Origin of the sequence: Lentzea sp. NPDC092896 (assembly GCF_044754905.1) — a bacterium.
GTDB lineage: Bacteria > Actinomycetota > Actinomycetes > Mycobacteriales > Pseudonocardiaceae > Lentzea.
On sequence record NZ_JBIVPX010000002.1, the window covers coordinates 819,638 to 846,369 of the forward strand.

A 26,732-nucleotide genomic window follows, 5' to 3' on the forward strand; every position below is an offset into this window, starting at 1 on the left:
AAAGAGCAAACCGATGCGCACGAGCCCTTTTGACGACGAGGACGGCCGCTTCTTCGTGGTCGTCAACGACGAGGGTCAGCACTCCCTCTGGCCGGCGACGCTCGCCGCCGTCCCCGACGGCTGGACCGTGGCCCACGGCGAGGACACCCGCCAGTCCTGCCTCGACTACGTGAACCAGAACTGGACCGACATGCGGCCGCGCAGCGTGCGCGAGCAGCTGGACCGGCAGGCCGCCGGCAGGTGACGGGACAGCGCGGCCCCGGGCGGGGCCGCGCGTCGCCCGCGAAGGCATCCTCATAAGTGACCTGGGTCACTTATGGGCCCGGTTTCTGTGACCTGAGGTGAGACTCGCCGGTCTCCCATGGCGTGCAGGACAAGTCGGCGAAGGGTGCGGAAGTGACGGGTCGGGAGTGGCTGGGGCAGGTGGACGCGGAGCAGGTGGAGGCCGCGCGGGCCGGTGATCGGGCGGCGCTCGACGCCGTGGTCGCGGGCTGCCTGCCGCTGGTCTACAACGTGGCCGGTCGGGCGCTGCACGCCGACGCCGAGGTCGACGACGTGGTTCAGGAGACGATGGTCCGCGTGATCCGCGGCATCGACGCGCTGCGGGAGCCGGACAGGTTCCGGTCCTGGCTGGTGGCCGTCACGATCAACCAGGTCCGCGAGCACTACCGGCGCCGCGACCTGGCCCCCGCCCCGCTGGAGGAGTACGACCGCGCCGATCCGGGTGCCGAGTTCGTCGAGGTCGCCTTGTCGCGGCTGCACTTCGCCCAGCAGCGCCGGGAGGTCGACGAGGCCGCGCGGTGGCTCGATCCCGGTGATCGCGAACTGCTGGCGCTGTGGACGCTCGAACGCGTCGGGCAGCTGACCAGGGCCGAGGTGACCGATGCGCTCGACCTCGGCGCGCACACGGTCACGGTGCGGGTCAGCAGGCTGAAGGGCCGCCTGGAGACGATCCGGCACCTGGTGCGCGCGTTGTCGGTGGAACCGCGCTGCGCCGGGCTCGACCGGGCCGCGCAGGGCTGGAACGGCGAGCCGAACCCGTTGTGGCGCAAGCGGCTCCTGCGGCACGTCGACGAGTGCGGCCGGTGCCGGCGCGGCGTGGACGACGCGATGCCGGTCGAGCGCATCCTGACCGGTGCCGCGCTGCTCGTGGTCCCGGCCTCCTACCTGCCGCGACTGCTGGAGAGCCTGCGGGACGTCACGCCGGAGGCCGTCGCGTACGGGACCGACCTCGGGCCCGATCCCACCCACGCCGCCCACCTCGCGGAACCCACCGGCGTGTTCGGCAAGCTCGCGGGCATCGCCAGCGGCAAGCCCCTCCTCGTGGCGGCGGGTGCGGCCGCCGTGTGCGCGCTCGTCGGCGTGGTCGGCACCGTGGTGCTGCTGCCGTCCGACCCGCCCGCCGCCGTGGCCGGGCCGAACACCACCCAGGGGCTTGCTCTCTCCACGTCCTCGTCGCAGGCACCGGAAACGACGTCGAGCGCGCCGTCGTCGTCGGCTGCCACCACCACGACAACGACCACCACCACGACCACGACGACGCCGCCACCCGAGCCTCCTCGCGCGGCCACCCCGGAGGAACGCGTTCTCGCGCTGATCAACGAGACCAGGGCGAAGGAGGGCCTGCCCCCGCTGTCGGTCGACCCGGCGCTGGTCACCGCCGCCGACCGCCACACCAGGGCGATGATGAGCAACGGCTGCGGCCTGTCGCACCAGTGCCCCGGCGAGAGCGGCCTCGGCGAACGCAGCACCGCGGCGGGCGTGAAGTGGAGCTCCATCGCGGAGAACGTCGGCATGGGCGGTCCGGTCAAGGACAACGTCGAGGCGATCTCCAAGATGGCGCTCGGCCTCACCCAGGGCATGATCGACGAGAAGCCGCCGAACGACGGCCACCGCAAGAACATCCTGAGCAAGTCGTCCACGCGCATCGGCATCGTCGTGATCCGCGACGCCAAGGGAACCGTGTGGATGACGCACGACCTCGCCGGAAGTTGACCCGCAACAGACATTTAAAAAAGATCATCCTGAAGTCGTACGTGGGAACGCGACCACAGTCGGACGCGTGACGATCCGTCCGGAAAGCACTGTCTCTCCCGTGCAGACCGTCACCTACCGCTGGCCCACCGCGGTCACCACGGACACCCCGGAACTGTTGCGCTGGACGGGTTTCGGCGGCGCGCTCCTGCTCACCGCCGGTGCGTGGGCCGTGAGCGCCAGAGCAGGGGGACTGGCGCTGGGTGTCGCGATCGCGGGTGCCGGACTGGTCGTGCTGGCGTGGACGCTGCTCGGCCGCACCAGGCCGGACGCCCCGTGGCTGCGCCGGACGCTGGCGTGGTGGTGCGGGCCGCTGCTGGTGGCCCCGCCGCTGTTCAGCGGCGACGTCTTCAGCTACCTCGCCCAGGGCGAGGTGGCGGCGAACGGTCTCGACCCGAACGTCGTCAGCCCGGCCGTCGGCGCGAGCGCGGAGGCGGTGGCCCGCGTCGGCGTCTACTGGCGCGAGACGCCGTCGCCGTACGGGCCGCTGTTCACCACGGTCGAACGCTCGATCACCCAGGTCACAGGCGGGGATCCGGTGGCGGGCATCGTGGCGTACCGCCTGGTCGCCGTGCTGGGCCTGCTGCTCGTCGTGTGGGCGGTGCCGCGGCTCGCGGCCATGACCGGCGTTCCGGAGCGCATGGCGTTGTGGCTGGGCGTGATGAACCCGTTGGTGCTGTGGCATCTCGTCGGTGGCGTCCACAACGACGCGTTGATGCTCGGCCTCATGCTGTCGGGCACCGTCATCGCGTTGCACGCACTGCCCGAACTGAAGTGGTGGCCGTTCACGGCCGGTGTCGTGCTCATCGGGCTGGGCGCTCAGGTCAAGTTGCCGGCACTGGTCGCGCTCGCGGTCATCGGCACCGCGCTGGCCCGCAGGCTGGGCGGCGGCTGGGTCCGGTTCGTCGCCGCGGGACTCGGCATGGTCGTGGCCGCCGTGGTGGTGTCGGTCGTGACGTCACTGGCGGGCATGTCCGGTTTCGGCTGGGTGCAGGCGCTCGGCACGCCGTCGAAGGTCAACAGCTGGATGGCGCCGACCAACTGGCCGGGCTATCTGGCGGGTGCGGTGTTCGGCCAGGAAAGCGGTCAGGCGATGATTTCCTCGGCACGGATCGCGGGGCTCGTGCTGATCCTGTGCGGGGTGGCGGTGGTGATCGACCGGCAGCTGCGCGGCAGGGTCTCTCGGGTGATGGCGCTGGGGATGATGATGAGCCTGATCGTGGTGCTGGGGCCGGTGATCCAGCCGTGGTACCTGCTGTGGGCGGTGCTGCCGCTGGCGGCGTGCCTGCCGGTGGGGAAGTGGCGGACCAGGGTGGCCGTGCTCGCCGGGGTCTTCGCGCTGCTGGTGCCGCCGCTCGCGGGCAACTTCGCGGGCCGCGTGCCCGAGCTGGTCGGCGCCTACGTCCTCGGGATCGCCCTGGTCGGTGGCGCGTACCTCGTCCTGCGCCGGGCGAGGGTGTCCGTTGCGCAAGCCTGACCTCGCTCGCTACGGCGCCGCCGCGCTGGCCGGCGGCGCGCTGGCCCTGAGCTTTCCCCCGCGCACGCTCTGGTGGCTCGCCGTACCCGCGTTCGTGGTGCTGTGGCTGGCACTCAAGGGCGCGGGCGCCCGTCGCAGCGCGGGCCTGGGGTTCGTGTTCGGGCTGACCTTCTTCCTGCCGCACCTGTGGTGGATCCAGCACTTCCTCGGCGACGACTTCGGGCCGTGGCCGTGGCTGGTGCTCAGCGCTTTGATGGCGTTGTTCATCTGCGCCGTCTGCGCGCTGTTCCCGCTGGTCTCCCGGCTGCCCGCGGCACCGGTGTGGGCCGCGCTGCTGTTCGTGCTGCAGGAGACCGCGCGCGGGCTGATCCCGTTCAACGGCTTCCCGTGGGGCCGCGTCGCGTTCGGCCAGGTCGACGGCCCGTTCGCGCGGCTCGCCGTGATCGGTGGCGCGCCGCTGGTGACGTTCGCGGTGGTCTTCACCGGGTTCGGCCTGGCCGCCTGGTTCCCCAGGTGGACCCGCGCCTGGGCGTTGGTGCCGATCGTCGCCGCGCTCGCGGTGAGCCCGTTGATCTCGATCGAGGCCCAGACCGGGCAGCGGACCGTCGGTGTCGTGCAGGGCAACGCCCCCGACGTCGGCCTCGGTCTGCTCACCGAGGGCGCCACCCTGCGCGCGAACCACCTGCGCAAGACCGCCGAACTGGCCGCGCTGGTCCGCGGCGGCGCGCTGCCGAAGCCGGACCTCGTGGTGTGGCCGGAGAGCGCGACCAGGACCGGTGATCGCGACCCGGTGCTCGACGGCGCGATCGCCGATCTCGGCGTGCCGACGCTGGTGAGCGCGTTGCGCCACGGGCAGAACTCGGTCATCGCGTGGGACCCGGAGACCGGGGCGGGCAAGTCGTACGCGAAGCAGGAGCTCGTCCCGTTCGCCGAGCACATTCCGCTGCGCCCGCTCGCCCGGATCTTCACGCCGTTCGCCGACCAGCCGGACCTCGACGCGGGCACCGAACCCGGCGTGCTGGACATCGCGGGCACGCGCGTGGGCGTCGGCATCTGTTACGAGGTCGCCTACGACTACGTGCTGCGTGAGAGTGCGGCCGAAGGCGCGCAGTTGCTGGTGGTACCGACGAACAACGCCTGGTACGGCCGCGGCGAGATGACCTACCAGCAGCTGGGGATGGCCCGGCTGCGCGCCATCGAACACGGCCGCGCGGTCGTCGTCGCGGCGATCAGCGGCGTGAGCGCGGTGGTGCGCCCGGACGGCAGCGTGGTGCAGTCGACCGGGATGTTCACCGACGACCTGATGGTGGACACCGTGCCGTTGCGCACGGACCTGACGTTCGCGACGAGGTTCGGCGGCGCGATCCACGTCCTGCTCACGGGTGCGGCGCTGGCCGCGTGCGTGATCGGGTTGTGGAGGCGCCGCCGTTCCTCAGTTCTTGCCGAGCAGGGCTGACCCCAGCAGCGTTCGCTGGTGCAGCACGGACAACCCCTGTCGTTCCGTCGTCAGCAACCCCGCCTCGCGCAGCACGGTCGTGTGCCGGCTGACCGACGACGGGGACGCCCCGAGGCGTTCCGCCAGTTCGGTCGTCGTCGCCCCGGCACCGACCGCCGCCAGCACCGCTGACCGGGTGCTGCCGAGCAACGCCGCGAGCGCGCCCTGCTCACGTCGTCCGCTGTCGAGCTGCCGCTGCCAGGTCCAGTCGTGGTGCAACGGGTACACCACGGTCGGCGGGAGCCCCGGATCAGCGAACGCGACAGGAGTGCGGCGGCAGAAGTACGACGGCACCAGCCGCAGCCCACGCCCGTTGAGGTGCAGGTCGCGGTCGTGCGCGTACTGGACCTCCAGCACCGGCGCCCGCCAGTTCATCAGCGGGAACATGCCCCGCAGCAATCCCTCCACGTTGCACGCGACACCGTTGCGGTGCACCCGATCGGTCTCGACGGCCTCCTCGATCAGATCGCTGTACGGCTCGATCACCGCGCGGTGGTAGCGGGTGAACGCCTCGGTGAGCTCCAGAAGGGACTCGCCGTCGCCCGCCGCGAGTGGACGCGTCCACTCCGGAACCGGCCGCACGTCCTCCAACAGCCCGAACTCCTCTCGCAACCGGTGCCGCGGCGTGGACCGGATCGCGGCGAGCGCGCTCCCCAGGCCTTGCGCACCCTCCGGCGGCGTGAGGAAGTCAGGGAAGTACGGCCCCAGCGGGGCGAGCACGGACAGCATTCGGACGCCGGACGTGATCACCTGCCGGTCGCCGTTGCGGCGGATGTGACGCAGCCACGGCTGCAACAACAACCCGCTGTCCAGTTCGGTCAGCCGAAGCCAGCTGAACACCATTTCCCAGAGTGGATCCACCCTTTCCGCTACCTGCGTACGCTCCAGATCGCCAGGCGAAAAATGGATGCGCAACACAGCAACCTCCCCAGGCCAGGTCACCGCGCACAACAATACTGGGCGTGTCACTCCGCCGAATTGCGCAACGAAAACCGGACGCGGGACCAGGGGCCCGCGCCCGGTTCTGTGCTATCTGGTCAGATCAGCCGCAGCTGGTGCTGACCCACTGGTGCGAGCGCACCTGGTAGGTGCCGGCGAGGTCACCCTTCTGACCTTGCCGCGTGCAACCGATCGAGTTGTTGTACCCGGTGTTGCGGTAGAACCTGACGCCCGTGGCGGAAGACGTCCCCCGGTTGTAGACGGACTTGACCTCCTTGGTCGTGGCCCAGGAACACTTGTAGGTTCCCGCGGTCCAGTCCGAGTCCGCCACGTCCCACATGCACCGGCCACCGGTTCCGCCGAAGCCGTTCCAGAAGCAGATGTTGCCGGTGTTGCAGTCCCAGGCCGCGAGCGCCTGACCGGTCTCGGAGTCGAACGCCGCGCCCACAGCGGCGGCCTCAGCGACCGGAGCCTCCGCCTGCGCACTCGGGGCAGCGAGAGCGACGGAGAAGAGCATGGCGAGCGGCATCAACGCCAGCAAAATACGCCGAACGAACCTCAAAGGATTCCTCCCTAAACCCGAAATGAATTCGGCCGTCGTCACCATAGGCAGAGAGAGGATCGGGAAGAAAGCTATTGCTCCGTGGCGCAAAAGCACATTTCAGGGTCGTCGGGTGTATCTGTGTTTCACGCCGGCCGGGAAGTACTCCGGATCTCCCGCCGGGCGCAGCACGACCTCGGGCAGCTGCCGCTCGGCCGGGACGTAGTGCGCGAACTCGCTGTTGAGCCGCAGCAGCTGAGCCCGCACCGCCTCCGCGATCACCGCCGCGTCCGCCGTCGCGCCCGGCGCGGTCTCGACGGTGATCCGCAACAGCCGATCGCGATCTTCGTTCTCGACCGACTCGATCACGAACTTTCCCGTCACCACGTCGCTGATGCCGGGCTGTTCCAATCCGACGGTCACGTTCTCCGGGTAGACGTTCGCGCCGAAGAACGACACGGTGAACAGCGACCGCCCGAACAGGTAGACGAACGGCAGCGCCGGGCCCGGCGGGGGAGTGAAGCCGTTGCGGGCGCAGTACGCCAGCAGGTCGGCGTGTTCCAGGATCCCGCCCTCGTCGGCGATCCGGTAGCGGAGCAGCGGGATCCCGCCGTCCGCGGTGAACACCAGCGTGCCGTCGTGCACCTCGAAGAACCGGCTCGCCGGGTCGTACTGCACGAGCGTGGGCAGCCGCGAGTCGCCGAAGACCTCCCGCGCCTTCTCCGGGTGGCCGGCGAAGAACCGGCGGATGCCGGCGGACAGCGCCGTCTCGTTGCCCAGCACGCCGGAATCCGCTGTGCCGTAAAGAGAAGCGACGTCACTGATCGGGTCCGCGATTCCAGCCCGCCGGGAAACCAGGTCGCGCCACTGCTCGCTGAACACCTCGCCCGCGAGCACGAGCTTGATCCGGTACGCGGGCCAGTCGACGCCCTGCGCGAGCCCGGTGTCGACGACGTCCTTCACGAACGGCGGGTAGCCCAGCAGCACGACCTGCTCGAAGTGCGGCGCCAGTTCCGGCAGCACCCGCAGGATCTCGGCCTTGTTGTTGCCCGGCGCCACGACCGTGATCGGGCAGCCCTTCGCCGCGAGGTGCCGCACGCAGGCCTGGGTGAACAGCCCACCGACCCACGTGCCGAGCGGGAAGCACACCACCGCCAGCGTCCTGCGCTCGTCCGCGAGGAATCCGTCCACCAGCACCTGCTCGAACCGCCGCGCCACGTGCAGTTCGTCCTCCAGCGACCGCGGCCAGATCGTCGGCCTGCCACTGGATCCCGACGACACGGCGATCATGTCGCAGTCCTCGAGCCGCCCGCCGCGGCACAGCTCCGGCAACGGGTACCGCTCGTGGTAGTTCGCCTTCTCGAGCAACGGCAACCGCTGGAAGTCCTCGAACGTCTCGATGCTCGCGGGCTCGATCCCGTTCTCCCGCAAGAGCTTCTGGTACGCGGGCACGGTCGCGGCCGTGTGCTGGAACAGGTCGAGCACCCAGCTCGCGGACTTCGGCTCCGCGGGAGCGAAGAAGTCGTCGAACGCCTGGCGCACACGGGTCTGCCGGCTGCTGTCCATCGCCCGAGCGTATCGATCTGATCCACGTTCCACCCGAACCAGACGAACGACGGTTCACGGGCAGTGCCCACCGCTTCTACCGTCTGTGTCTGACCGGGAACCCCTGCATCCCCGGTCGTGAGGAGTACAACTTCATGAAATCCCTGCGCACGGGGGCGCTGGCCGTCTTGACGGCCTCAGTGGTCGCCCTCTCGATGACGGGCGCCTCCGCCCACGACCCGAACACCGCCGAGGGACAGGCGGCGGCCAGAACGTTCCTGGCCGACCACCTCCCCGCGGACCGGCACGCGGTCACCGGCCAGGCCGCCGGAGTCCCGTGTGTCGACGGCAAGGCCGACATCTACCCCTGCAAGAACGTCGACCTGCTCAGCGTGCTGCCGCTGTCCGCGATGGGCGGTGGCAACGGCAACGACGTCTGGGGCTGGACCGACCCGTCCTCCGGCAAGGAGTACGCGATCGTCGGCCGCACCAACGGCACGGCGTTCGTCGACGTCAGCACGCCCACCGCGCCCAAGTTCCTGGGCAACCTGCCGTCCAACGGCGGCAGCAGCTCGTGGCGTGACATGAAGGTCTACAAGGACCACGCGTTCATCGTCGCCGACTTCATTACCGGCCACGGGATGCAGGTGTTCGACCTGACCCGGCTGCGGACGATCACGACGCCGCAGACGTTCACGGCCGACACCCTGTACAAGGACTTCGGCCCGGCGCACAACATCGCCATCAACGAGGAGACCGGGTACGCGTACGCGATCGGCTCCAACACGTGCAGCGGCGGCCCGCACATGGTCGACATCCGCACGCCGAAGTCGCCGAAGAACGCCGGCTGCGTCGCGCAGGACGGCTACACGCACGACAACCAGTGCGTGATCTACCGCGGCCCGGACACGACCTACCAGGGCCGGGAGATCTGCTTCAACTCCAACGAGGACACGCTGACGATCGTCGACGTGACCGACAAGGCCAACCCGGTCCAGATCGTGCGCAAGGCCTACTCCGGCGCCCAGTACTCGCACCAGGGCTGGCTCACCGAGGACCAGCGCTACTTCCTGCTCGACGACGAGCTGGACGAGTCGCGCGGCACCGACAAGCGCACCAAGACCTACATCTGGGACCTCGCGTCGCTGGCGAACCCCGTGCACACCGGCGTCTACAACTCGCCCGCCACGGCCATCGACCACAACCAGTACATCAAGGGCAAGTACTCCTACCAGGCCAACTACCAGGCCGGGCTGCGCATCCTCGACGTCAGCGGCATCGCCTCGGCGCAGCTGACGGAGGCCGGGTACTTCGACATCTACCCGGCGGCGAACGAGGCGAAGTTCAACGGCGCGTGGAGCAACTACCCGTACTTCGCGAGCGGCATCGTTTTGGTCAACGGCATCGAGCAGGGCCTGGTCGTGGTCAAGCCCAACCTCGGTGCCGTCGAACCGCCTCCCGCCGGCGGTAGGTTCGAGAACACGGCCGACGTGTCCATTCCGGACGCGGGCGCCGCGGTCACGTCACCGGTCACCGTGACCGGCGTTCCCGGCAAGGCGCCGGGAGCCCTCAAGGTGAACGTCGACATCAAGCACCCGTACCGCGGTGACCTGGTGATCGACCTCGTCGCGCCGGACGGCACGGCGTTCCGGCTCAAGGGTTCCAGCAACGACTCCGGCGACAACGTCGTGGCCACCTACGAGGTGAACGCCTCCGCCGAGGACGCCGCGGGCACGTGGCAGCTCAAGGTGCAGGACCTCTACCGCTCCGACGTCGGCTACGTCGACGCGTGGAGCCTTCAGTTCTGAGACGAGGCCGTGGGTGGCCTTCGCCGGCCACCCACGGCTCAGGAGTGGTCATGCGCAAACTGAGCTTCGCCGACTGGTTCTTCGCCCTGCTCGCCGTCACCGTGGTGGCGGGCGGCGGGGTCATGCTGTTCGCCCGGTCCGCTTCGCCCGTGCAGCACCAGAACATGGGGCCGGTCCTGCCCGCCGCGCACAGCGACGGTCTGTCCGAAGTGGAGAGCGGCTACCGCTTCGACCGCGTCACCATGCCCGAGTCCCGCGGCACCGCGGTGCCCGTGGCGTTCCGGATCCTCGACGGCGCGGGCAAACCGGTCACCAGGTTCCTGGACAACCAGACCAAGCAGATGCACTTCTTCGCCGTCCGCGAGGACATGAACGTGTTCGAGCACCTGCACCCCGTGCTGGACGGCGACACCTGGCACACCACCCTCTCGCTGCCCGACGGCGGCGCCTACCGGATGTTCGCGGAGTTCGTGCCGCTCGACACCGCCGACGCGCGGCACCCGGTCGTGCTCGGCGTGCCGTTCAGCGTTCCCGGCGACACGACACTGGCCCCACTGCCCGCCCCGTCGGACGGAGCCACGACCACCGACGGCTACACCGTGGTGCGGGTGGACTCCCCGGCACAACCGACGCCGATGAACCCGCACGTGCTGCGCCTGTCGATCCGCGGGCCGGACGGCAAGCCGGTCAGCTCCCTGGAACCGCACCTCGGCGCCAACGGACACATGACCGGCTTCCACACCATGCTGCTGTCGGCGACGCACCTGCACCCGGTCGAGCTGGCAGGCATTCCGCTGAACAACGGCGAACTGAGCTTCCAGGCGGTCTTCGCCGACCGGGGCGAGTACCGGTTGTTCCTGGAGTTCGCCCACGGCGGCAAGGTGCACCGGACGGCCTTCACGGTCGACGTCGGCTGACCCCCCGGAGCGACGTCAGTTCATCGGCACGTGCCGCGCTTGACGGAGCTGTACGCGTCGTTGTGCGGGAAGAACCCCCACGTCCCGCTGTCGGACTGGTAGCGCTCGCCCTGGTAGTTGGGCTCGGTGAACCAGCAGAACGAGGCGCCGCTCCTGTTCCAGCCGGACGTGATCCGGTTGTCCATGTACCCGCCGTTGAACTGCGCCAGGTTGGGAATGCGCTGCTGGAGGGCCACGTACCGGCCCCCGCCCTTCTCGTGCTCGAACCCGCACATGTGCGACGGCGGGCACTCCGAGTACGCGGTGACGCCGATCTCGCCCGCCTGCGCGGTTCCCCCGGTCAGCGCCGTCGCGGCAGCCAGGGCGACTGCGACCCCGGCGATCGTCTTCTTGATGTCGAACACCATTCCTGTTCCCCCTCAACGGTTTTCGCTTGCGAGAACCATGATCCGGGGGAGTGTGGACGAGGAACAGCTCACCAACCGGTCACCTGTGGCTGCTCGCCGTCGCGAACGCACCACCGATCGCCGCGGTCGCCAGCGCGATCAGGCCCGCGAACAACGACAGCACCCCGGTGAACCCCCATCCGGCGATCACGCCGACCAGCACGGGCCCCAGGCTCGCACCGACGAAGAGCAGGAACGCGTACAGCGCCACGGCCGCGCCCTTGGCCGGACCGGCCTGTCCGGCGATGACCTCGATGAGCGCGGGTGAGGTGGCGGCCACCGCGGCCACGAAGAACAGCAGCGAGACGCCCAGCGCGACCACGTTCGTGCTCCACAGCGCCGCCACCAGCACGGCCACGAGCGCCAGCACGCCACCACCGACCACCCGCACCGGCTGGGACAACCGCACCAGCCGCGGGGTGAGCAGCGGCACGGCGACCACGGCGGGCAACGCACTCGCCCGCAGGATCAGCAGAGCGGAAGGATCACCGGCGACCGCCGAGGGGCCGGCGAGGGTGACCATCGTGTAGATCCCGACGAAACTGCCCATCAGCACCATCGCCAGCACGTAGCCGACGAGCAGCCGAGGCCGCGCGAGCAGGCCCGCCATCGCGGCGAAAGCGGCTCCCGGACTCGGCACGGCCCCCGGCGTCGCGGGGCGCAGCACGGTGCGCACCACGGGCACGCACGCCGCCATCGCCACCGCGCTCACCAGGAACACCGCCTGCCAGTTCAGCGCGGAGGTGATGAGCTGCGCGGTGATCTGCATCAGCACGGTCGCCGCGATGGAACCGCCGGTGATCCACGTCAGGGCCACCGCACGGCGCGAAGGCTCGATCCGGTCGGTCACGTAGGCGAAAGCCGCCGGCACGAAGCACGCGGCGGTCGCGCCCTGCAACACGCGCAGCACGCCGACGAACAAGAGGTTCGGGGCGAGGGGCACCAACGCGGTGGCGACCGCCGTCGCGACCAGGCCCGCGGTGATGACCGCACGCGGCCCGTACGAGTCCGTGGCCGGGCCGGCGACCAGGAACCCCGCCGCGTAGGCGATCCCGAAAGCGGACGCCAGCCAGGCGAGACCACCGGCTGTCGTGCCGTACGAGGCCGCCATCGGGGGCAGCATCGCGATCACCGTGTACATCTGGCCGACCACGAGGATCCCCAGTGGCGCGAGCAGCCACACGGTGGGCGCGAAGGGCGCCCACGACGGGTCCTGATGCGTGTCGGTCTCCGTGGTCGTCACGCGCCCAGAGTGCCCAACCAACTTGTTGGTTGTCAAATGTGGAGCACCTCCCGACCGTTAGGTCGAAACTGTCTAGAATATGCCGGGTGAGTACTCGAATTCCCTTGTCCACACGCCAGAAACTGCTGGTCGCAGCCCGTGACGAGTTCGCGGAGCACGGGATCGCGGGCGCACGTGTGGAGCGGATCGCCACTCAGGCGGGCGTCAACAAAGAACGCCTCTACAGCAATTTCGGCAACAAGGAAAAACTGTTCGAGGCAGTGGTCACGTCAGCACTCGCCGAACACACCGAAGCGGTCGGCCTGCCCGGCGGCGACCTCCTCGCCTACGTCGAGCGGCTCTACGACTTCCACCAGGACAACCCGAAGGTGCTGCGCCTGATGCTCTGGGAGGCGTTGCACTACAGCGACAGCCCCCTGCCCGACGAGGAGATCAGGAAGAGCCACTACGCCGAGAAGGTCGAGAGCCTCGCCCAGACCATGGGCACGGAGTCGCACACCCGCGCCGCCGTCACGATGCTGTTCCTGATCGGTCTCGCCGCGTGGCCCGCCGCCGTTCCGCAGCTCACCAGGACGATCTTCCCCGACCCCGAGGACCGGTCCGAGGTGCGGGCGCAGGTGCTCGACCTGGCCCGCAGGATGCTGCAGAACGAGGGCTGAGCGCGCTCAGCCCTCGTTCGCTCTTCTCAGCTCAGCAGATGCCGCACCGTGTCCGCGAGCACCTCCACGTGCTCGCGTTGCAGCACGGTGTAGTGGTCACCCGGCACGACGTGGTGCTCGAACTGGCCGTCGCACAGCGCCCGCCACTCCCGCACGACGTCCGGGTCGGCCCCGGACGCGGCCTGCACGAAGTGGACGACGCCGCCGAACCGGTCCGGCCGGTACGCGTACAACGCGCGGGCGTTCGCCTCGAACCGTTCGCACACCGCCTCGAACTCGCTGAACGCGACGTCCCGCGGCAGGACTCCCGCCGTGCGCAGCGCGTCGAACAACTCCCGCGCCGAACCGAGGTTCTCCCCGTGCCACGGCACTCCGGCGAGACCGGCGAGATCCCGGCCGAGCCACGACCACAGCACGGCCTGGTCGATCACCGCGGCGGCGAGCCCCGACGGCGACTCGGCGACGTCGAGCGCGAGGACGAAGTCGACCTCGCACCCGGCGGCCTCGAGTTCGCGGGCGATCTCGATCGCCAGCACCCCGCCCATCGACCAGCCGCCGATCCGGTACCGCGTGCCGGGCACCTCCTCGCGCACCGCCCGCGCGTACTCGGCGGCGAGCTCGCGCAGGCCCAACGCGTGCCCGTCCGGGCAGCGCAGGCCGTGGACCGGCTGATCCGGTCCGAGCCGCGCGGCGAGGTCGGCGTAGGACAGCACCTCCCCGCCGATCGGGTGCGCGAGCACCAGCGGCACCGCCGAACCCCGCGGCTGGATGGGCACCACCACACCGGAGGGAACCGCGTCGGACAGCCAGCGGGCGAGTTCGCGGACCGTCGGCGCCGCGAACAACGTCGACACCCGCATCTCCACCCCGGTCGCCTGCCGCACCAGCGACACGAGTCGCACCGCCTGCAGCGAGTCACCGCCGAGGTCGAAGAAGTCGTCCGTCACGCACAGCTCGCCGGTCCCGAAGAACTCACGCCACAGGCCGAGCAGCAGTTCCTCCTCGGCGTCGGCCGGTTTCACCGGCTCCGCCTCCTGCACGACCGGCAGCGCGCTCAACGCCGCGCGGTCGACCTTCCCGTTGGCCGTCAACGGGAACTCGTCGAGCACCGCGATCGTCGACGGCACCATGTACCCCGGCAGCGCGTCCGCCGCGGCGGCCCGCACCGAGGCAGCGGTGGTGCCCTGGTCCGCCAGCACGTGCGCCGCCAGCCTGCCGGTCCGGACGGTCGCGACGGCCGCACGCACCCCGGTGCAGGCTTCCAGCGCCGCCTCGACGTCACCGAGTTCGATGCGGTGCCCGCCGATCTTGACCTGGGTGTCCTCCCGGCCGAGGAACTCGATCTCCCCGCTGGGCAGCGTCCGGCCGAGGTCGCCGGTGCGGTACCAGCGGCCACCGGTCGCCGGGTCGATCACGAAGCTGCTCGCCGTGCGTTCGGCGTCGCCGAGATATCCCCGCGCGACGCCGACACCGCCGATGTAGATGTCGCCCACGGCCCACACCGGCCGTGCGCGCAGTTCCGCATCGCCGACGTACACGTGCTGGTTGCGCATGGACAGGCCGTACGGGATCGACGCCAGTTCGGCGTCCTCCGGCCGGATCCGGTGCCAGATGGACCAGATCGACGCCTCGGTGGCTCCACCCAGACCCCACACGGTCGCGTCCGGGAACAGCCGCTGGACGTCGGCGGGCAACGTGACCGGAATCCAGTCACCGCTGAGCAGCACCGCTCGCAGCGGTATCTCCGCCGACCGGGCGTGTTCGCAGAGCATGGCCATCAGCGCGGGAACGCTGTTCCACACCGTCACGCCGTGCGCGGTCATCTGCCGCAACCACGCGGCCGGCTCGCGTTCGTCGCCGGCCGCGGGCAGGACCACGGCCCCACCTGCCGACAGGGGACCGAACAGGTCGTACACCGAGAGGTCGAAGTTCAGCGCGGACAACGCGAGCACGCGGTCAGAGGCGGTCAGCGTCAGCTCGTCGTTCACGTCGCGGATCGTGTTCACCGCCGCTCCGTGCTCGATCATCACGCCCTTCGGCACGCCGGTCGACCCCGACGTGTAGATCACGTACGCCAGGTCCTCCGGTCCGACCGCGGGGTCCGGCAGCCCTTCGGCCAGTGCGTCCGGCTGGGGCTGGATCTCCCGCACCCACACGCTTTCCGGCCACTCGACGCGGTGCCACGGCTGCGTCAGCGCCGCCGTGATCCCGGCTGATTCCAGCACGCCCCGCAGGCGCTTCGCGGGCCACCGGGCGTCGATCGGGACGTAGGCGGCGCCCGCGCGCAACACGCCGAGGCATGCCACGACCTGTTCCCAGCCCTTGTCCATCACCACCCCGACCAGCGATCCGGGACCGTGCCCGCGCCGGACCAGTTCGGCCGCCACCGTCGACGCCTCGGCCGCGAGCTCGCCGTAGGTCAGCGTCCGCGCGGCGGAGATCACCGCGACGGCGTCGGGGGTCTTCTCCGCCTGCTCGAAGAATCCCTTGTGCAGCAGGGAATCTCCGTCGGCCTCGGGGATCTCGACGGTCGGTGCCGAGGCGATCGCCCTGGCATTCCACGCATCGGCGTCGCACAACGCCAGGACCGCGCGCTCGTACTCGGCGAGCATCGCGTCGACCAGCCCGTCCGGGAAGACCTCCTCGACGACGTCCCAGTTCAGCCGCAGCGCACCGGCCTCCTCCACGGCCTGGTGGTCGAGCGTGACCTGGGGCGTCCGCACGCCGCTGGCCACGGTCGTGCCGCTGTCGCCCAGCCGGGAGAGCGCGCCGATCAGGCCCGCCGCGCCGTCGTGCGTGGCCTGGACTCCGCCGAGCGTGGAGGTGAAGACGACCGGCATCCGCGCGCGGCCGGCACCACCGTCGAGGCGGTTGAGCTCGCGCATCACGTCGACGCCGGTCCACGCCGCGTGCTCCATGTCCTGCGCCAGTTGCCGTTGCACCGCGCGGGCGCGCTCGGCGAAGGGCGCCGCCGCGTCGGCGCGCACCTCCAGCAGCGACGTCGAGGAGAAGTTGCCGACGACCTGGGACAGGTCCTCGCCCGCGAAACCCCGCCGGTTCGACACCAGCACGTTCACCGCGAAGTGCGGGCTCTTCGCCCACATCGCCAGCACGTCGCAGTACGCGGCGCAGATCGCCGCGGAGGGCGTCACGCCGAACGCGGCGGCGTGCTGCTTGAGCCTCGTCCACAACGGGGTGGCGAGGACGATCGACCGGTGGCCGAACACCGGCGCGGTCACCTCGCTCAGCCGCACCGCGAGCGGCAGGTCGGGTGCGGCCGGCAGCGTCGCCAGCCGGTCCCGCCAGTACTGCCGGGCGGCGGCGATCCGGTCCGACGAGCGGAACTCGCGCAGCCGTCCGGTGTACTCGCGGAAGGTGGCCCGCGGAGCCTCTCGAACGCCCGCGGGGTCGTGGTAGAGATCGGCCCACTCGTTGAACAACGCGGCCGCGCTGGTGCCGTCGCAGATCAGCACGTCCACTCCGAAGTGGAGCCGGGTCACCCGGTCGTCCAGCCTCGTGGCGGTGGCACGGAACAACGGCCATCGAGTCCGGTCGAACTCGTGCGTCTCGAGGTCCGCGCGCACCGTCTCCAGGCGCGCGGTCCGGTCCGCACGGCCTCGCAGGTCCTCGACCTCGATCGAGTACTCCGGCACCGCGTCGAGCACGCGGAAGTGCCCCTCCTCGGAGAACACCGCGCGCAGCATCTCGTGGCGCCGCACCATCAACCGGAGCGCGCGTTCGGCCGCCGCCACGTCGAACCCGGTGAGGTCGGCCTCGATGTGGATGTAGGTCGACACGTCACCGAGCTCGAACTCCGGCGAACGGCCCGCGACGTACGCCTCCTGCAACGGGGTGAGCGCGTACCTGCCGTCGTCGACCGCCTCGGGCACGGCGGTGTCGCCGGCCTCCGGCTCCGGTTCGCCGACGAGTTCGGCGACGTGCGCGGTGAGCGCCTCCGGGGTCGGGTGGTCGAACACGGCGGTCGCGCCCACCCGGACACCGAGCCGCTTGCCGACCCGGCCGCGCAGTTCGGTCGACGTGAGCGAGTCGAAGCCCATCTCGAAGAAGGAACGGCGCACGTCCACCTTGTGCGGTTCGACGCCGAGCAGCCCGCCGACACACCCGGTCACCACGTTCCGCACCACCGCGAGCCGGTCCTCCGCCGTCACCGCCGCGGCGAGCGAGGCCTGCGCGTCGTCGGTCACCGCGACCGGGGCGGGTTCCTGGCGTCGTGGCCGCAGACCCGTCAGGAGCAACGGCACGTCGGTCAGGCCGGACACGTCGAGCTCCGCCGCCACCACGAGCGAGGCGTCCACGGTGAGCGCGGCGTCGAACATCGCGAGTCCGGCCGAGACGGGGAACGGCACGATCCCGTTGCGCCGCAACCGCTGCAGGTCGGCGTCGCGGAGATGTCCGGTCATCCCGGAAGCCTGTTCCCACAGTCCCCACGCGATCGAGATCGCGGGACGGCCCCGCTGCCGGCGCCACGCCGCGAGCTGGTCGAGGAACGTGTTGGCGGCGGCGTAGTTCGCCTGCCCCGGCCCTCCCAGCACGCCGTACACAGACGAGAACAGCACGAAGAAGGCGAGCGGATCCTGAGCGGTCAGCGCGTCGAGCACCACCGCCGAGCCGGCCTTGCCGCGCAACACCTCGTGCAGCTGGTCGTCGGTCATCGTGGCGATGGTCGAGTCGCGCAGCACACCGGCCGCGTGCACGACGCCGACGATCGGTCCGCCGGCGCGGATCTCGGCGAGTGCCCTGGCGGTCTGTCCCGCGTCGGCGACGTCGGCGATGGCCACCTGGACGCGTGCGCCCAGCGCCGTCAGCTCGTCGCGGAGTTCGGTGATCCCGGCGGACTTCCCGCCGCTGCGGCTGACCAGCGCGATCGAGGTCGCGCCCCGTTCGGTCACCAGGTGGCGGGCGATCTCCCGGCCGATCGTGCCGGTGCCTCCGGTGATCACGACGGTGCCTTCCGGGCACGCGCCGGGGTCCCCGGTCACCGAGAGGGGCACGATCCTCGGTTCGAGAATTCCGCCGGCACGGACCGCCAGCTGTGGTTCGTCGCGCCGCAACGCGTCGGCGAGCGCCGCGGTCCCGTCGCCGGCGTCGACGATCCGGAACACACCGGGGTGCTCGGACTGCGCGGACCTGACGATGCCCCACACCGGGCTCGTGCCGAGGTTCAGCTCCGTGTCACCGGGGACGGCGACCGCCGCCCGCGTGACGAAGACCAGCCGGCCGGGGTTCTCGCGGGCCAGCCACTCCCGCACCAGACCCAGCACCCGCGCGGCCGCGGCGTGCGACTCGTCCTCCGGGCACGGCACGACGACCTGCCAGTCGTCCTGGGTGGCGGCGGTGATCATCGCGGCCTCGGCGAGCGTGGCGACCGAGACCTGCGCGTGCTCGCGCACCGCGGCGCACAGCGGGTCGTCTCCGGCACCGACGACGCAGAGCCGCGCCGTCGTCTCCGCGGCCTCGGGCTCGGACCAGTCCAGCCGGTGCAACCGGGTGGACCGGCCACCGAGCCGGCGGACCACCACCCGGTCGATCGACAGCACGACGGCGCCAGTGGAGTCGAGCAGTGCCAAGGAGATCTCGTCCGCGCCACCGCGCCGCGCGACGACGGTGCAGGCGTCGCCGAGGCGGTCCCGGTGCGTCCGCACCCCGGCGAAGAGGAACGGCACGACCAGACCCTTGTGAACGCCACCGAAGAGCCCGCAGCCGAGCGCGGCGTGCAGTGCCGAGTCGGCCAGCGCGGGGTGCACGACGAAACCGCCGTGGTTCACCAGCGCCGACTCGGGCAGCCGGATCTCGGACGTGACGACGTCACCGCCGTCGCAGGCCGTCCGGACGGCTCGGAACGCTTCGCCGTAGCCATATCCGGCGCCGGCGAGGGCGGTGTACATCTGGTCCGGAGCGACCCCGCGGCCCTCCAGCGGCGCCGCGGCCGACGCCGGACCGGGAACGGTGAGCACCGCCTCGCCGTGCTTCACCCAGTCACCGCCCGCGGTGCGCGAGTGGATCGTCGCGACGCGGTCGGGGGTCACGGCCACCTGCACCTCGGCCGGTGAGCCGTCGCACGGCACCACGAGCGGGTCGTTGAGCACGAACTCATCGATCGCCGCGTACCCGGCATGCGCGCCCGCGTGCAGAAGCATCTCCACGAATGCCGTGCCGGGTAAGAAGATCGCGTCGTTCACCCGGTGGTCCATCAACCAGGGATGGCTGCGCAACGACAGTTGCCCGGACAGCAGCCTCGTGTCGTCGGGCAGCACGACGACGGACCCGAGCCACGGGTGCGGGGCCGGTGCGGACGTCCGGGCCAGCGCGACGGGCTGCTCCGGTGCGGACAGCCAGAACCGCCTGCGCTCGAACCGGTAGGTGGGCAGGTCGACCCGTCCGGCCAGAGGCAGCAGCTTCGCCCAGTCGATCTCGTGTCCCTGGACGTGCGCGCGCCCGGCCGCCTCCAGGAAGCGTGCGACACCACCGCGGTCGCGGCGCAACGTCGCGCAGACCGGGGCGTCGCTGCCCTCGGCGGCCAGCACGGCCTCGATCGCACCCGTCACCACCGGATGCGGGCTGATCTCCAGGAACGCGTCGTACCCGCGTTCGGCCAGCAGCGCCACCGTGTCCGCGAACCGGACCTGACTCCGCAGGTTGCGGTACCAGTAGCCGGCGTCGAGTTCGTCGCCACGCACCGGTGCGGCGTCCACAGTGGAGTAGATGGCCACGGGGGAGGCGGCCGGTTCGATCTCCCGCAACGCCTCGACGATCTCCGCACGCAACGGTTCCACCGCCGGCGAGTGCGAGGCGTAGCGCACCGGCACGCGCCGTGCGTACACGTCCTTGGCCTCGCACAGCGCCAGCACGCGTTCCGCGCCCTGCTCGTCGGCACCGGCGAGCACGAGCGACCGGGGTGCGTTGACCGCGGCCACGACGAGGTCCGCGTTCGCCTCGGCGATGATGGCCGCCGCCTCGGACTCGGTCGCGGCGACGACCATCATGCCGCCGCTGCCGCAGGCCCGTTCGATCGCCTGACTGCGGCCGGCCACGATCCGGGCGGCGTCCCGCAGGCTGAGCGCGCCCGCCACGTGCGCCGCGGCCACCTCGCCCTGGGAATGGCCGATGACGGCGGCGGGTTCGACACCGGCGTCGCGCCACATCGCGGCCAGGCCGACCATCACCGTGAAGATCATCGGCTGCACGACGTCCGTCGCCTCGGTGTCGAGACCGTCGGCGAGCGCGTCGCACAGGGAGAAGCCCAGGTGCGGTGCGAACGCCGCCGCGCACTCCTGGACCTTCGCCAGGAACACCGGCGAGGTGGTGAGCAGTTCGGTGGCCATGCCGGCCCACTGCGAACCCTGACCGGGGAAGACGAAGACGGGCCTGCGCACCCGCCGCGCCTCACCGGTCACGACGGCCTCGTTCGGCGTGCCGGCGACCAGGTCGCGCAGGCCCGCCAGCAGTTCCTCGCGGTCACCGCCCACCACGACGGCGCGGTGCGCGAAGTGCTCGCGCTCGGACGCGAGCGACCTGGCCACCGCCGCGGGCGGATGGTGCAGCACGTCGGCCACCGAGGCGGCCTGGGCGCAGAGCGCCTCGGTGGTCTTCGCCGACAGCGTCAGCGCGACCGCGCCGGCCGCGGGAGACCCGGCTTCTGGTTGCTCCTCGGCGCTTTCGAGGATCACGTGCGAGTTCGTGCCGCTCACCGCGAACGCCGACACCGCGCACCGGCGCACACCCGCGCGGGCGGGCCACTCACGCGCCTCCGAGAGCACGTCCACGGTGCCGGGCCACGGAACGTGCGAGTTGAGCTCCTCCACGTGCAGCGTCTTCGGCATCACGCCCGCCCGCATGGCGAGCAGGCACTTGATGACGCCGCCGACGCCCGCGGCGGCCATGGAGTGGCCGATGTTGGACTTCAGCGACCCCAGCCACACCCGGTCGGAACGGTCGCGGCCGTAGGTGGCGATGATCGCGCCCGCCTCGACCGGGTCACCGAGCTTGGTGCCGGTGCCGTGCGCCTCGACGAGGTCGACGTCCTGCGGACGCAGGCGCGCGTCGGCCAGCGCCTGCTCGATCACCTTCGCCTGGGCCTTGCCACTGGGCGCGCTCAGTCCGTTGCTCGCACCGTCCTGGTTGACGGCGGTTCCCCTGATGACGCCGAGGATCCGGCGGCCGAGCCGGCGGGCCTTCGCCAGCGGCTCCAGCACGAGCACACCCGTGCCCTCGGCCCACGACGTGCCGTTCGCGGTGTCGGAGAACGTGCGACATCGGCCGTCGGGGGACAGGGCGCGCTGCCGGGAGAAGTCCAGGAACATGCCCGGCCCCGCCTGCACGGTGCTGCCCGCCGCCAGCGCCAGATCGGTCTCCCCGGTGCGCAACGAGCGCACGGCGGTGTGGATCGCGACCAACGACGACGAGCACGCCGTGTCGATGGTGATCGCCGGTCCCTCCAGGCCGAGCAGGTAGGAGATCCGGCCGGACGCGACGCTCGGTGAGGTGCCGGTCGCCATGTAGCCGGACGTCTCGCCCTGCCAGCGGCCCAAAGGCATGCCGTACTCGTTCGGCATCAGGCCGACGAACACGCCGGTGCGCGAACCCTTGAGCGAGGACGGCACGATGCCCGCGCGTTCGATCGCCTCCCACGCGACCTCGAGCAGGACGCGGTGCTGCGGGTCCATGCCCAGCGCCTCGGCGGGCCTGATGCCGAAGAACGCCGCGTCGAACGTGTCGGCGTCGTGCAGGAAACCGCCCTGTCGCACGTAGGTGGTGCCGGGGCCGCCGTCGGGGTGGTGGATCGCCTCCAGGTCCCACCCGCGGTTCTTCGGGAAGTCACCGATGGCGTCACGTCCTTCGGCGACGAGTTCCCAGAGATGTTCCGGTGTGTCGGCGCCGCCGGGATAGCGGCACGCCATGCCGACCACTGCGATCGCGTCGTCCACGTCAGGCACAGCTCGCCTCCATCATGGTGTTCACATGCGTTGTCAGGTCGTCGATCGTCGGACAGTCGAAGATGTCCGTGTCGGCCAGCGCGAGGCCGGTCGAGGTGTTGATGCGGTCCACCAGTTCCATCTGGGCCTGGGAGTCCACGCCGAGGTCGCGGAACGCCACTCCGCTCGTGCCTCTGGGCAGAGGTTCTCCGAGCAGGTCGCCGAGTTCGCGTTCCACCAGCGAGCGCACCCGCCACGAGCGGTCCGGTGCGTTCCGCCACTCGTCGGCGAACGCCGGCTCCGCGTCCGGTTCCGGCGTGCTCGCCACCGGCAGGTCCGGGAGAACGGGAAACTCCGTGCGGTCGAAGGGATGTGTGGGCAGCGAAGGAACCTTGCGCGCGGCGCCGAGCAGGCCCAGCACCGCGGCGGGATCGCCGGTGGCCAGGTGCTCACCGGCGGCGCGGAGGACCCCGGCGTCAGCTGCCCAGCCCCGTGGCACCGCGAAGCTGTTGCCCGCCAGCACACTCGCGAGACCCTGGCGGAGTTCGTCCCAGGTGGACCCGACGACCACCGCGCGGTGCTCCCAGCGGGTGCGGTGCAGCAGCGTCCAGGCCACGTCGGCCGGCGTGTGATCGCCGGGGTCGTGATCGATCAGCCTGCGTGCCAGCTCGCCGAGCGCGTGCGGAGAACGCGCGGACAGGCACCACACGACGTTGCCGGACCACGCGTCCTGTTCGACGACGGGAGGGGGACCGACGACCACGTGAGCATTCGTTCCCCCCATGCCGAACGAACTGACGCCGATCACCTCGTGCGGCCGCAGCGCGAGATCTTCTGGCTGTGCGACGACTTCGAGGTTCAGCTTGTCCAGTGGAAGGGAGGACCTCGTGAAGTTCAGGCTCGGTGGCAGCACGGCGTGACGGATCATCAGGCACGCCTTGAGCAGTCCCGTGACACCCGCCGCCGACTCGAGGTGCCCGACGTTCGTCTTCACCGAGCCGACCTTGACCCGCCTGGCCCGCCCGATCGCCGCACCGAGCGCCTGGGCCTCGACGGGGTCGCCGGCCGGGGTGCCGGTGCCGTGCAGCTCGACGTAGGCCACGTCCTCCGGAGACACCCCGGCGGCCTTGTGCGCGGCTTCGACGAGGTCCTGCTGCGCGTCCGCGGACGGCGTTCCGAGCAGATCCGGTCCGCCGTCGTGGGCGGTGGCGCTGCCGCGGATCACGGCGTGCACGGCGTCGCCGTCGCGCAGCGCCGCCTCCAGCGGCTTGAGGACGACGAGACCGCCGCCCTCGCCGCGAACGTAACCGTTGGCGCGCTCGTCGAAGGTGTGGCAACGGCCGTTGGGGGAGAGCCCGCCCCACAGCTCGATCTGCTCGGTGACCTCGCCCAGCAAGTTGAGGTTCACCCCGCCGGCGATCGCCGCGTCGCACTCGCCGGTGCGAATGGCCGACACCGCCCGATGCACGGCGACCAGCGACGAGGACTGACCGGTGTCCACGACCTCGCTCGGCCCGCGCAGGCCGAAGAAGTAGGAGACGCGGTTGGCCAGCATCGAGCGGCTGGTGCCCATGTGCCCGTGGCGGTCCAACGCCCCGGAGGCGAGGTAGCGCTGGCGGAAGTCGTCCGCGCACGCACCGACGAACACGCCCCAGCGCGAGGCTTTGACGTCCGCGGTGCTGACGGCGGCGTCCTCGACGCACTCCCACGCCAGCTCCAGCAGCAACCGCTGCTGCGGGTCCGTCCAGGTCGCCTCCCTGCGGGACATGCCGAAGAAGCCCGAGTCGAAGGCGTCGAGCCCGTCGACGAACCCGCCGAACCCCTGGCGGCCCTGCCACCGGCCCTCCGGCACCTCGGTGACGCTGGACCGGCCCGCGACGAGGTTGCGCAGGAACTCCGCGGGGCCGGCTGCACCCGGCACCCGGCAGGACATCCCGATCACGGCGATCGCGCTCATCGGGTCACCTCGGCCGGGCCCGGTCCGACGAGCAGGTGCCGCACGCCGCGGAACGTGGGGCTCGGTTTCCACTCCAGGTCCGCGCGGGAGGTCCGGATCTCCAGGGCGGGACAGCGTTCGATCAACGCCTCGAACGCGACCTCGGCCTCGACCTTCGCGAGGTGCTTGCCGATGCAGTTGTGCACGCCGCCGCCGAAGGCGATGTGGTCGCCACCGGGCCGGTCGAGGTCGAACGCGTCCGGTGCGGCGAACCTCTCGTCATCCCGGTTCGCCGCCGCGAACGCGAGGAACACGATCGAGCCCGCCGGGATCCGCGTGCCGCCGACCTCGACGTCCTCGCTCACGTAGCGGTAGAGCGACAGGTTGAACGGCGACTGGTGGCGCAGCATCTCCTGCACCGCACTGGGAAGGAGCGCCGGATCGGCCCAGAGACGTGCGCGCACAGCAGGGTCGGCGTCGAGCGCGAGCAGGCCCGCCGCGAGCAGGTTCGCCGTCGTCTCGTACCCGGCGACCAGCAACGCGTAGGCCTGGGAGACGGCTTCGCGCTCGGTGATGCCGGGATGCCCGGCCAGCAGGGCCAGCACGTCCTCGTCGCCGGAGTTCCGCTTGGCCGCCATGAGATCGCGCAGGTAGCCGGCCATCAGCCCGGCGTCGCGCTGGAGAGCGTCCCTCGACGCCGCGCTCGTGATCGTCTGGGCCCACGACGAGAACGTGTGCCGATCGGCCACGGGCACACCGAGGAGCCCGCAGATCACCTCGATCGAGAACGGCAGCGCGAAGTCCTCGACCAGATCGAACTCCGGCTGTCCGGCCACCCGGTCCAGCACCCGGTGTGCAACTGCGCGCACGTCTTCACGCCGTGCCGTCGCCGCCCGCGCGGTGAACGCGCCGTTGAGCGGCTTGCGCAGCCGGGTGTGCTCGGGCGGGTCGTTGTTCGCCATGTTGTCGTAGAGCACGGAGTCCTGGCCGGCGTGGCCGAACACCGCCATCGCCCTGTCCAGCTCCTTGCGGAACCGGGGATCGCCCAGCGCGAACTCGATGTCGTCGTACGAGGTCAGCAGCCATGCCCGCAGACCGGGCGGCAGGTAGGCCATGCCGGTCTCCAGCACCACCTCGACGGGCCTGTTGCCCGCCTTCCTGATGGCGGCGTACACCGGATACGGATTTCCGAAGAACTCGCCGTCCAGCACCAGCGGGTGCGTACGGCTTTGCACAGGCAGAATCACGGTCCCCCGATCATTCGGGCATGACGGTGAGGACCTGCGTCAAATGAAAGGGGACGCATCCGTGGAACTCGACCACGAAGTGCGCAACCCCATGCCCGCCCCCACCGGCATGCAGAAATGAAGAACTATCAGCAGCCGCACAACGGCGGCACCCCGAACCCAGCGGACACTACCACTCGATTCCTGTCGCGACCAAGAATGACGAAGGTCACGGCAGGACGTTCCGGTCGAACAGCAGAAATCCTATTTCAGCTCACACCGCCGGTCCGACGACCAGCGACACATTGTGACCACCGAAGCCGAACGAGTTGGCGAGCGCGCATTTCCATTCACCGCGCCGTTGCTCCCCGGTCACCACGTCCAGGTCGATCTCCGGGTCCAGCTGCTCCAGGTTGCGCGTCGGCGGCACGACCCCGTCGCGCAACGCCAGGATCGACACGATCGCCCCGAGCGCGCCGGACGCGCCGAGCAGGTGCCCGGTCATCGACTTGGTGGCCGTCACCACGGGGTGGGTGCCGACGGCCTTCGCGATCGCCTGTGCCTCCGCGAGGTCACCCTGCGGCGTCGACGTCGCGTGCGCGTGCACGTGCCCGATGTCCGCGGGCTGCAGACCACCGTCCGCCATCGCCTTGGTGATGGCGCGCACCTGACCGTCGGTGTCGGACGCGGTGATGTGCACCGCGCTCGAACTGATCCCCGCGCCGAGCACGGCACCGTGCGCCCTGGCTCCACGCGCCTTGGCGTGGTCGGCCCGCTCCAGCACCATCACCGCGGCACCCTCGCCGAGCACGAAACCACTGCGGGTGGCGTCGAACGGCCGGCAGGCCTTCTCCGGCGTGGCGTTCTCCGTGGACAGCGCCCTCATCTGCGCGAAGCTGGTGATCGGGAACGGGTGCACGCTCGCCTCGGACCCGCCCACGACGACCACGTCCGCCCGGCCGGAGCGAATCAGGTCGAGTCCGAGCGCGACTGCCTCCGCGCCGGAGGCACAGGCGCTGACCGGCGTGTGCGCGCCGCCGCGGGCGTTGAGCTCCATGCTCACCCACGACGCAGGACCGTTGGCCATCAGCATGGGAACCGTGTTCGGCGACACCTTCCGCGGCCCGGTCGTCTCCAGCACGCGGTTCTGCCCGAGCAGCGACAGGACGCCCCCGATGCCGGTGCCGATCACCACGGCGAGCCGCTCCGGGTCGACCTCGGGCGATCCGGCGTCCGCCCACGCCTCCTTCGCCGCGACGATCGCCATCTGCTCACAGCGGTCCAGCTTGCGGGCGTGCACTCGCGGCAACGCCTCGGCCGGATCCGCCTTCACCGCCGCCGCGATCCGCACCGGCAGTGAATCGGGCCAGTCGTCGCCGCTCAGCGTGCCGATTCCGTTCTCGCCGGCACGCATCGCCGTCCACGTGCTGGCAACGTCATTCCCCAACGGCGTCGTGGCCCCCAGGCCGGTGACCCACACGCCCGCGTTCGTCGGCATGGCCGGGACGATACCCAACCATCCGGTTGGTTGGC

The 26,732-nt window shown here is 70.9% G+C and carries 16 protein-coding genes; 7 read left to right on the forward strand and 9 right to left on the reverse strand.

From position 1 onward, the window contains the following. The first annotated feature begins 13 nt into the window (after positions 1 to 13). The 4 genes from ACIQF0_RS14845 to lnt all read left to right on the forward strand — a co-directional run bounded on the left by ACIQF0_RS14845 (position 14) and on the right by lnt (position 4,967). A complete protein-coding gene (locus tag ACIQF0_RS14845) occupies positions 14 to 244 on the forward strand; it encodes an MbtH family protein (RefSeq protein WP_360038608.1) in 231 nt (76 codons plus the stop codon). Positions 245 to 396: 152 nt separating this feature from the next. Next, on the forward strand, positions 397 to 1,995 hold the full coding sequence (locus ACIQF0_RS14850; protein WP_401029486.1) for a sigma-70 family RNA polymerase sigma factor: 1,599 nt from the start codon (positions 397 to 399) through the stop codon (positions 1,993 to 1,995). Positions 1,996 to 2,062: 67 nt separating this feature from the next. Beyond that, complete coding sequence (mptB, locus tag ACIQF0_RS14855; protein ID WP_401029489.1) at positions 2,063 to 3,511, forward strand: polyprenol phosphomannose-dependent alpha 1,6 mannosyltransferase MptB; 1,449 nt, start codon at positions 2,063 to 2,065, stop codon at positions 3,509 to 3,511. After that, positions 3,498 to 4,967, forward strand: coding sequence for an apolipoprotein N-acyltransferase (gene lnt, locus ACIQF0_RS14860; RefSeq protein WP_401029492.1), 1,470 nt, complete (start codon positions 3,498 to 3,500; stop codon positions 4,965 to 4,967). Before mptB ends, lnt begins: the two co-directional genes overlap by 14 nt. Here the strand turns inward: lnt and ACIQF0_RS14865 are convergent. The 3 genes from ACIQF0_RS14865 to ACIQF0_RS14875 all read right to left on the reverse strand — a co-directional run bounded on the left by ACIQF0_RS14865 (position 4,944) and on the right by ACIQF0_RS14875 (position 8,052). Beyond that, positions 4,944 to 5,849: a helix-turn-helix domain-containing protein gene (locus ACIQF0_RS14865; RefSeq protein ID WP_360038597.1), complete on the reverse strand. Its 906-nt coding sequence runs from the start codon at positions 5,847 to 5,849 to the stop codon at positions 4,944 to 4,946. The two genes, lnt and ACIQF0_RS14865, sit on opposite strands and share 24 nt — an antisense overlap. Positions 5,850 to 6,048: 199 nt before the next feature. Further along, the gene (locus tag ACIQF0_RS14870) at positions 6,049 to 6,507 is read right to left on the reverse strand and encodes a peptidase inhibitor family I36 protein (protein WP_360038595.1); all 459 of its coding nucleotides are present in this window, start codon (positions 6,505 to 6,507) and stop codon (positions 6,049 to 6,051) included. 99 nt (positions 6,508 to 6,606) lie between these two features. After that, complete coding sequence (locus tag ACIQF0_RS14875) at positions 6,607 to 8,052, reverse strand: phenylacetate--CoA ligase family protein (RefSeq protein ID WP_401029496.1); 1,446 nt, start codon at positions 8,050 to 8,052, stop codon at positions 6,607 to 6,609. A 134-nt stretch (positions 8,053 to 8,186) separates the two neighbouring features. Between ACIQF0_RS14875 and ACIQF0_RS14880 the strand changes: the two genes are divergently transcribed. Both ACIQF0_RS14880 and ACIQF0_RS14885 read left to right on the forward strand, forming a co-directional pair. Further along, the gene (locus ACIQF0_RS14880; protein WP_401029499.1) at positions 8,187 to 9,839 is read left to right on the forward strand and encodes a choice-of-anchor B family protein; all 1,653 of its coding nucleotides are present in this window, start codon (positions 8,187 to 8,189) and stop codon (positions 9,837 to 9,839) included. Positions 9,840 to 9,889: 50 nt separating this feature from the next. Next, positions 9,890 to 10,756 carry a hypothetical protein gene (locus tag ACIQF0_RS14885; protein WP_401029502.1) on the forward strand — a complete coding sequence of 289 codons (867 nt, stop codon included), beginning with the start codon at positions 9,890 to 9,892 and terminating at the stop codon, positions 10,754 to 10,756. 20 nt (positions 10,757 to 10,776) lie between these two features. Here ACIQF0_RS14885 and ACIQF0_RS14890 read toward each other — a convergent pair whose 3' ends face one another. Continuing rightward, on the reverse strand, positions 10,777 to 11,163 hold the full coding sequence (locus ACIQF0_RS14890; RefSeq protein ID WP_401029505.1) for a peptidase inhibitor family I36 protein: 387 nt from the start codon (positions 11,161 to 11,163) through the stop codon (positions 10,777 to 10,779). A gap of 79 nt (positions 11,164 to 11,242) precedes the next feature. After that, a complete protein-coding gene (locus tag ACIQF0_RS14895) occupies positions 11,243 to 12,445 on the reverse strand; it encodes an MFS transporter (protein ID WP_401029508.1) in 1,203 nt (400 codons plus the stop codon). Positions 12,446 to 12,531: 86 nt separating this feature from the next. Between ACIQF0_RS14895 and ACIQF0_RS14900 the strand changes: the two genes are divergently transcribed. Then, positions 12,532 to 13,104 carry a TetR family transcriptional regulator gene (locus ACIQF0_RS14900; RefSeq protein ID WP_360038580.1) on the forward strand — a complete coding sequence of 191 codons (573 nt, stop codon included), beginning with the start codon at positions 12,532 to 12,534 and terminating at the stop codon, positions 13,102 to 13,104. 26 nt (positions 13,105 to 13,130) lie between these two features. Here the strand turns inward: ACIQF0_RS14900 and ACIQF0_RS14905 are convergent, their stop codons facing one another. The 4 genes from ACIQF0_RS14905 to ACIQF0_RS14920 all read right to left on the reverse strand — a co-directional run bounded on the left by ACIQF0_RS14905 (position 13,131) and on the right by ACIQF0_RS14920 (position 26,697). After that, the gene (locus ACIQF0_RS14905; RefSeq protein WP_401029512.1) at positions 13,131 to 22,058 is read right to left on the reverse strand and encodes an amino acid adenylation domain-containing protein; all 8,928 of its coding nucleotides are present in this window, start codon (positions 22,056 to 22,058) and stop codon (positions 13,131 to 13,133) included. Further along, a complete protein-coding gene (locus ACIQF0_RS14910) occupies positions 22,051 to 23,994 on the reverse strand; it encodes a beta-ketoacyl synthase N-terminal-like domain-containing protein (protein WP_401029515.1) in 1,944 nt (647 codons plus the stop codon). Before ACIQF0_RS14910 ends, ACIQF0_RS14905 begins: the two co-directional genes overlap by 8 nt. Beyond that, on the reverse strand, positions 23,991 to 25,208 hold the full coding sequence (locus ACIQF0_RS14915; protein ID WP_401029518.1) for a cytochrome P450: 1,218 nt from the start codon (positions 25,206 to 25,208) through the stop codon (positions 23,991 to 23,993). Before ACIQF0_RS14915 ends, ACIQF0_RS14910 begins: the two co-directional genes overlap by 4 nt. 265 nt (positions 25,209 to 25,473) lie before the next feature. Next, the gene (locus tag ACIQF0_RS14920; RefSeq protein WP_401029520.1) at positions 25,474 to 26,697 is read right to left on the reverse strand and encodes a beta-ketoacyl-[acyl-carrier-protein] synthase family protein; all 1,224 of its coding nucleotides are present in this window, start codon (positions 26,695 to 26,697) and stop codon (positions 25,474 to 25,476) included. Positions 26,698 to 26,732: the final 35 nt, after the last annotated feature.

Excerpts from the sequence above, each read along its gene's own strand:
- ACIQF0_RS14845 (WP_360038608.1), top strand. The coding sequence starts at position 14 with ATGCGCACGAGCCCTTTTGACGACGAGGACGGCCGCTTCTTCGTGGTC.
- ACIQF0_RS14865 (WP_360038597.1), bottom strand. The coding sequence starts at position 5,849 with ATGGTGTTCAGCTGGCTTCGGCTGACCGAACTGGACAGCGGGTTGTTG.
- ACIQF0_RS14875 (WP_401029496.1), bottom strand. The coding sequence starts at position 8,052 with ATGGACAGCAGCCGGCAGACCCGTGTGCGCCAGGCGTTCGACGACTTC.
- ACIQF0_RS14880 (WP_401029499.1), top strand. The coding sequence starts at position 8,187 with ATGAAATCCCTGCGCACGGGGGCGCTGGCCGTCTTGACGGCCTCAGTG.
- ACIQF0_RS14885 (WP_401029502.1), top strand. The coding sequence starts at position 9,890 with ATGCGCAAACTGAGCTTCGCCGACTGGTTCTTCGCCCTGCTCGCCGTC.
- ACIQF0_RS14890 (WP_401029505.1), bottom strand. The coding sequence starts at position 11,163 with ATGGTGTTCGACATCAAGAAGACGATCGCCGGGGTCGCAGTCGCCCTG.
- ACIQF0_RS14910 (WP_401029515.1), bottom strand. The coding sequence starts at position 23,994 with ATGAGCGCGATCGCCGTGATCGGGATGTCCTGCCGGGTGCCGGGTGCA.
- ACIQF0_RS14920 (WP_401029520.1), bottom strand. The coding sequence starts at position 26,697 with ATGCCGACGAACGCGGGCGTGTGGGTCACCGGCCTGGGGGCCACGACG.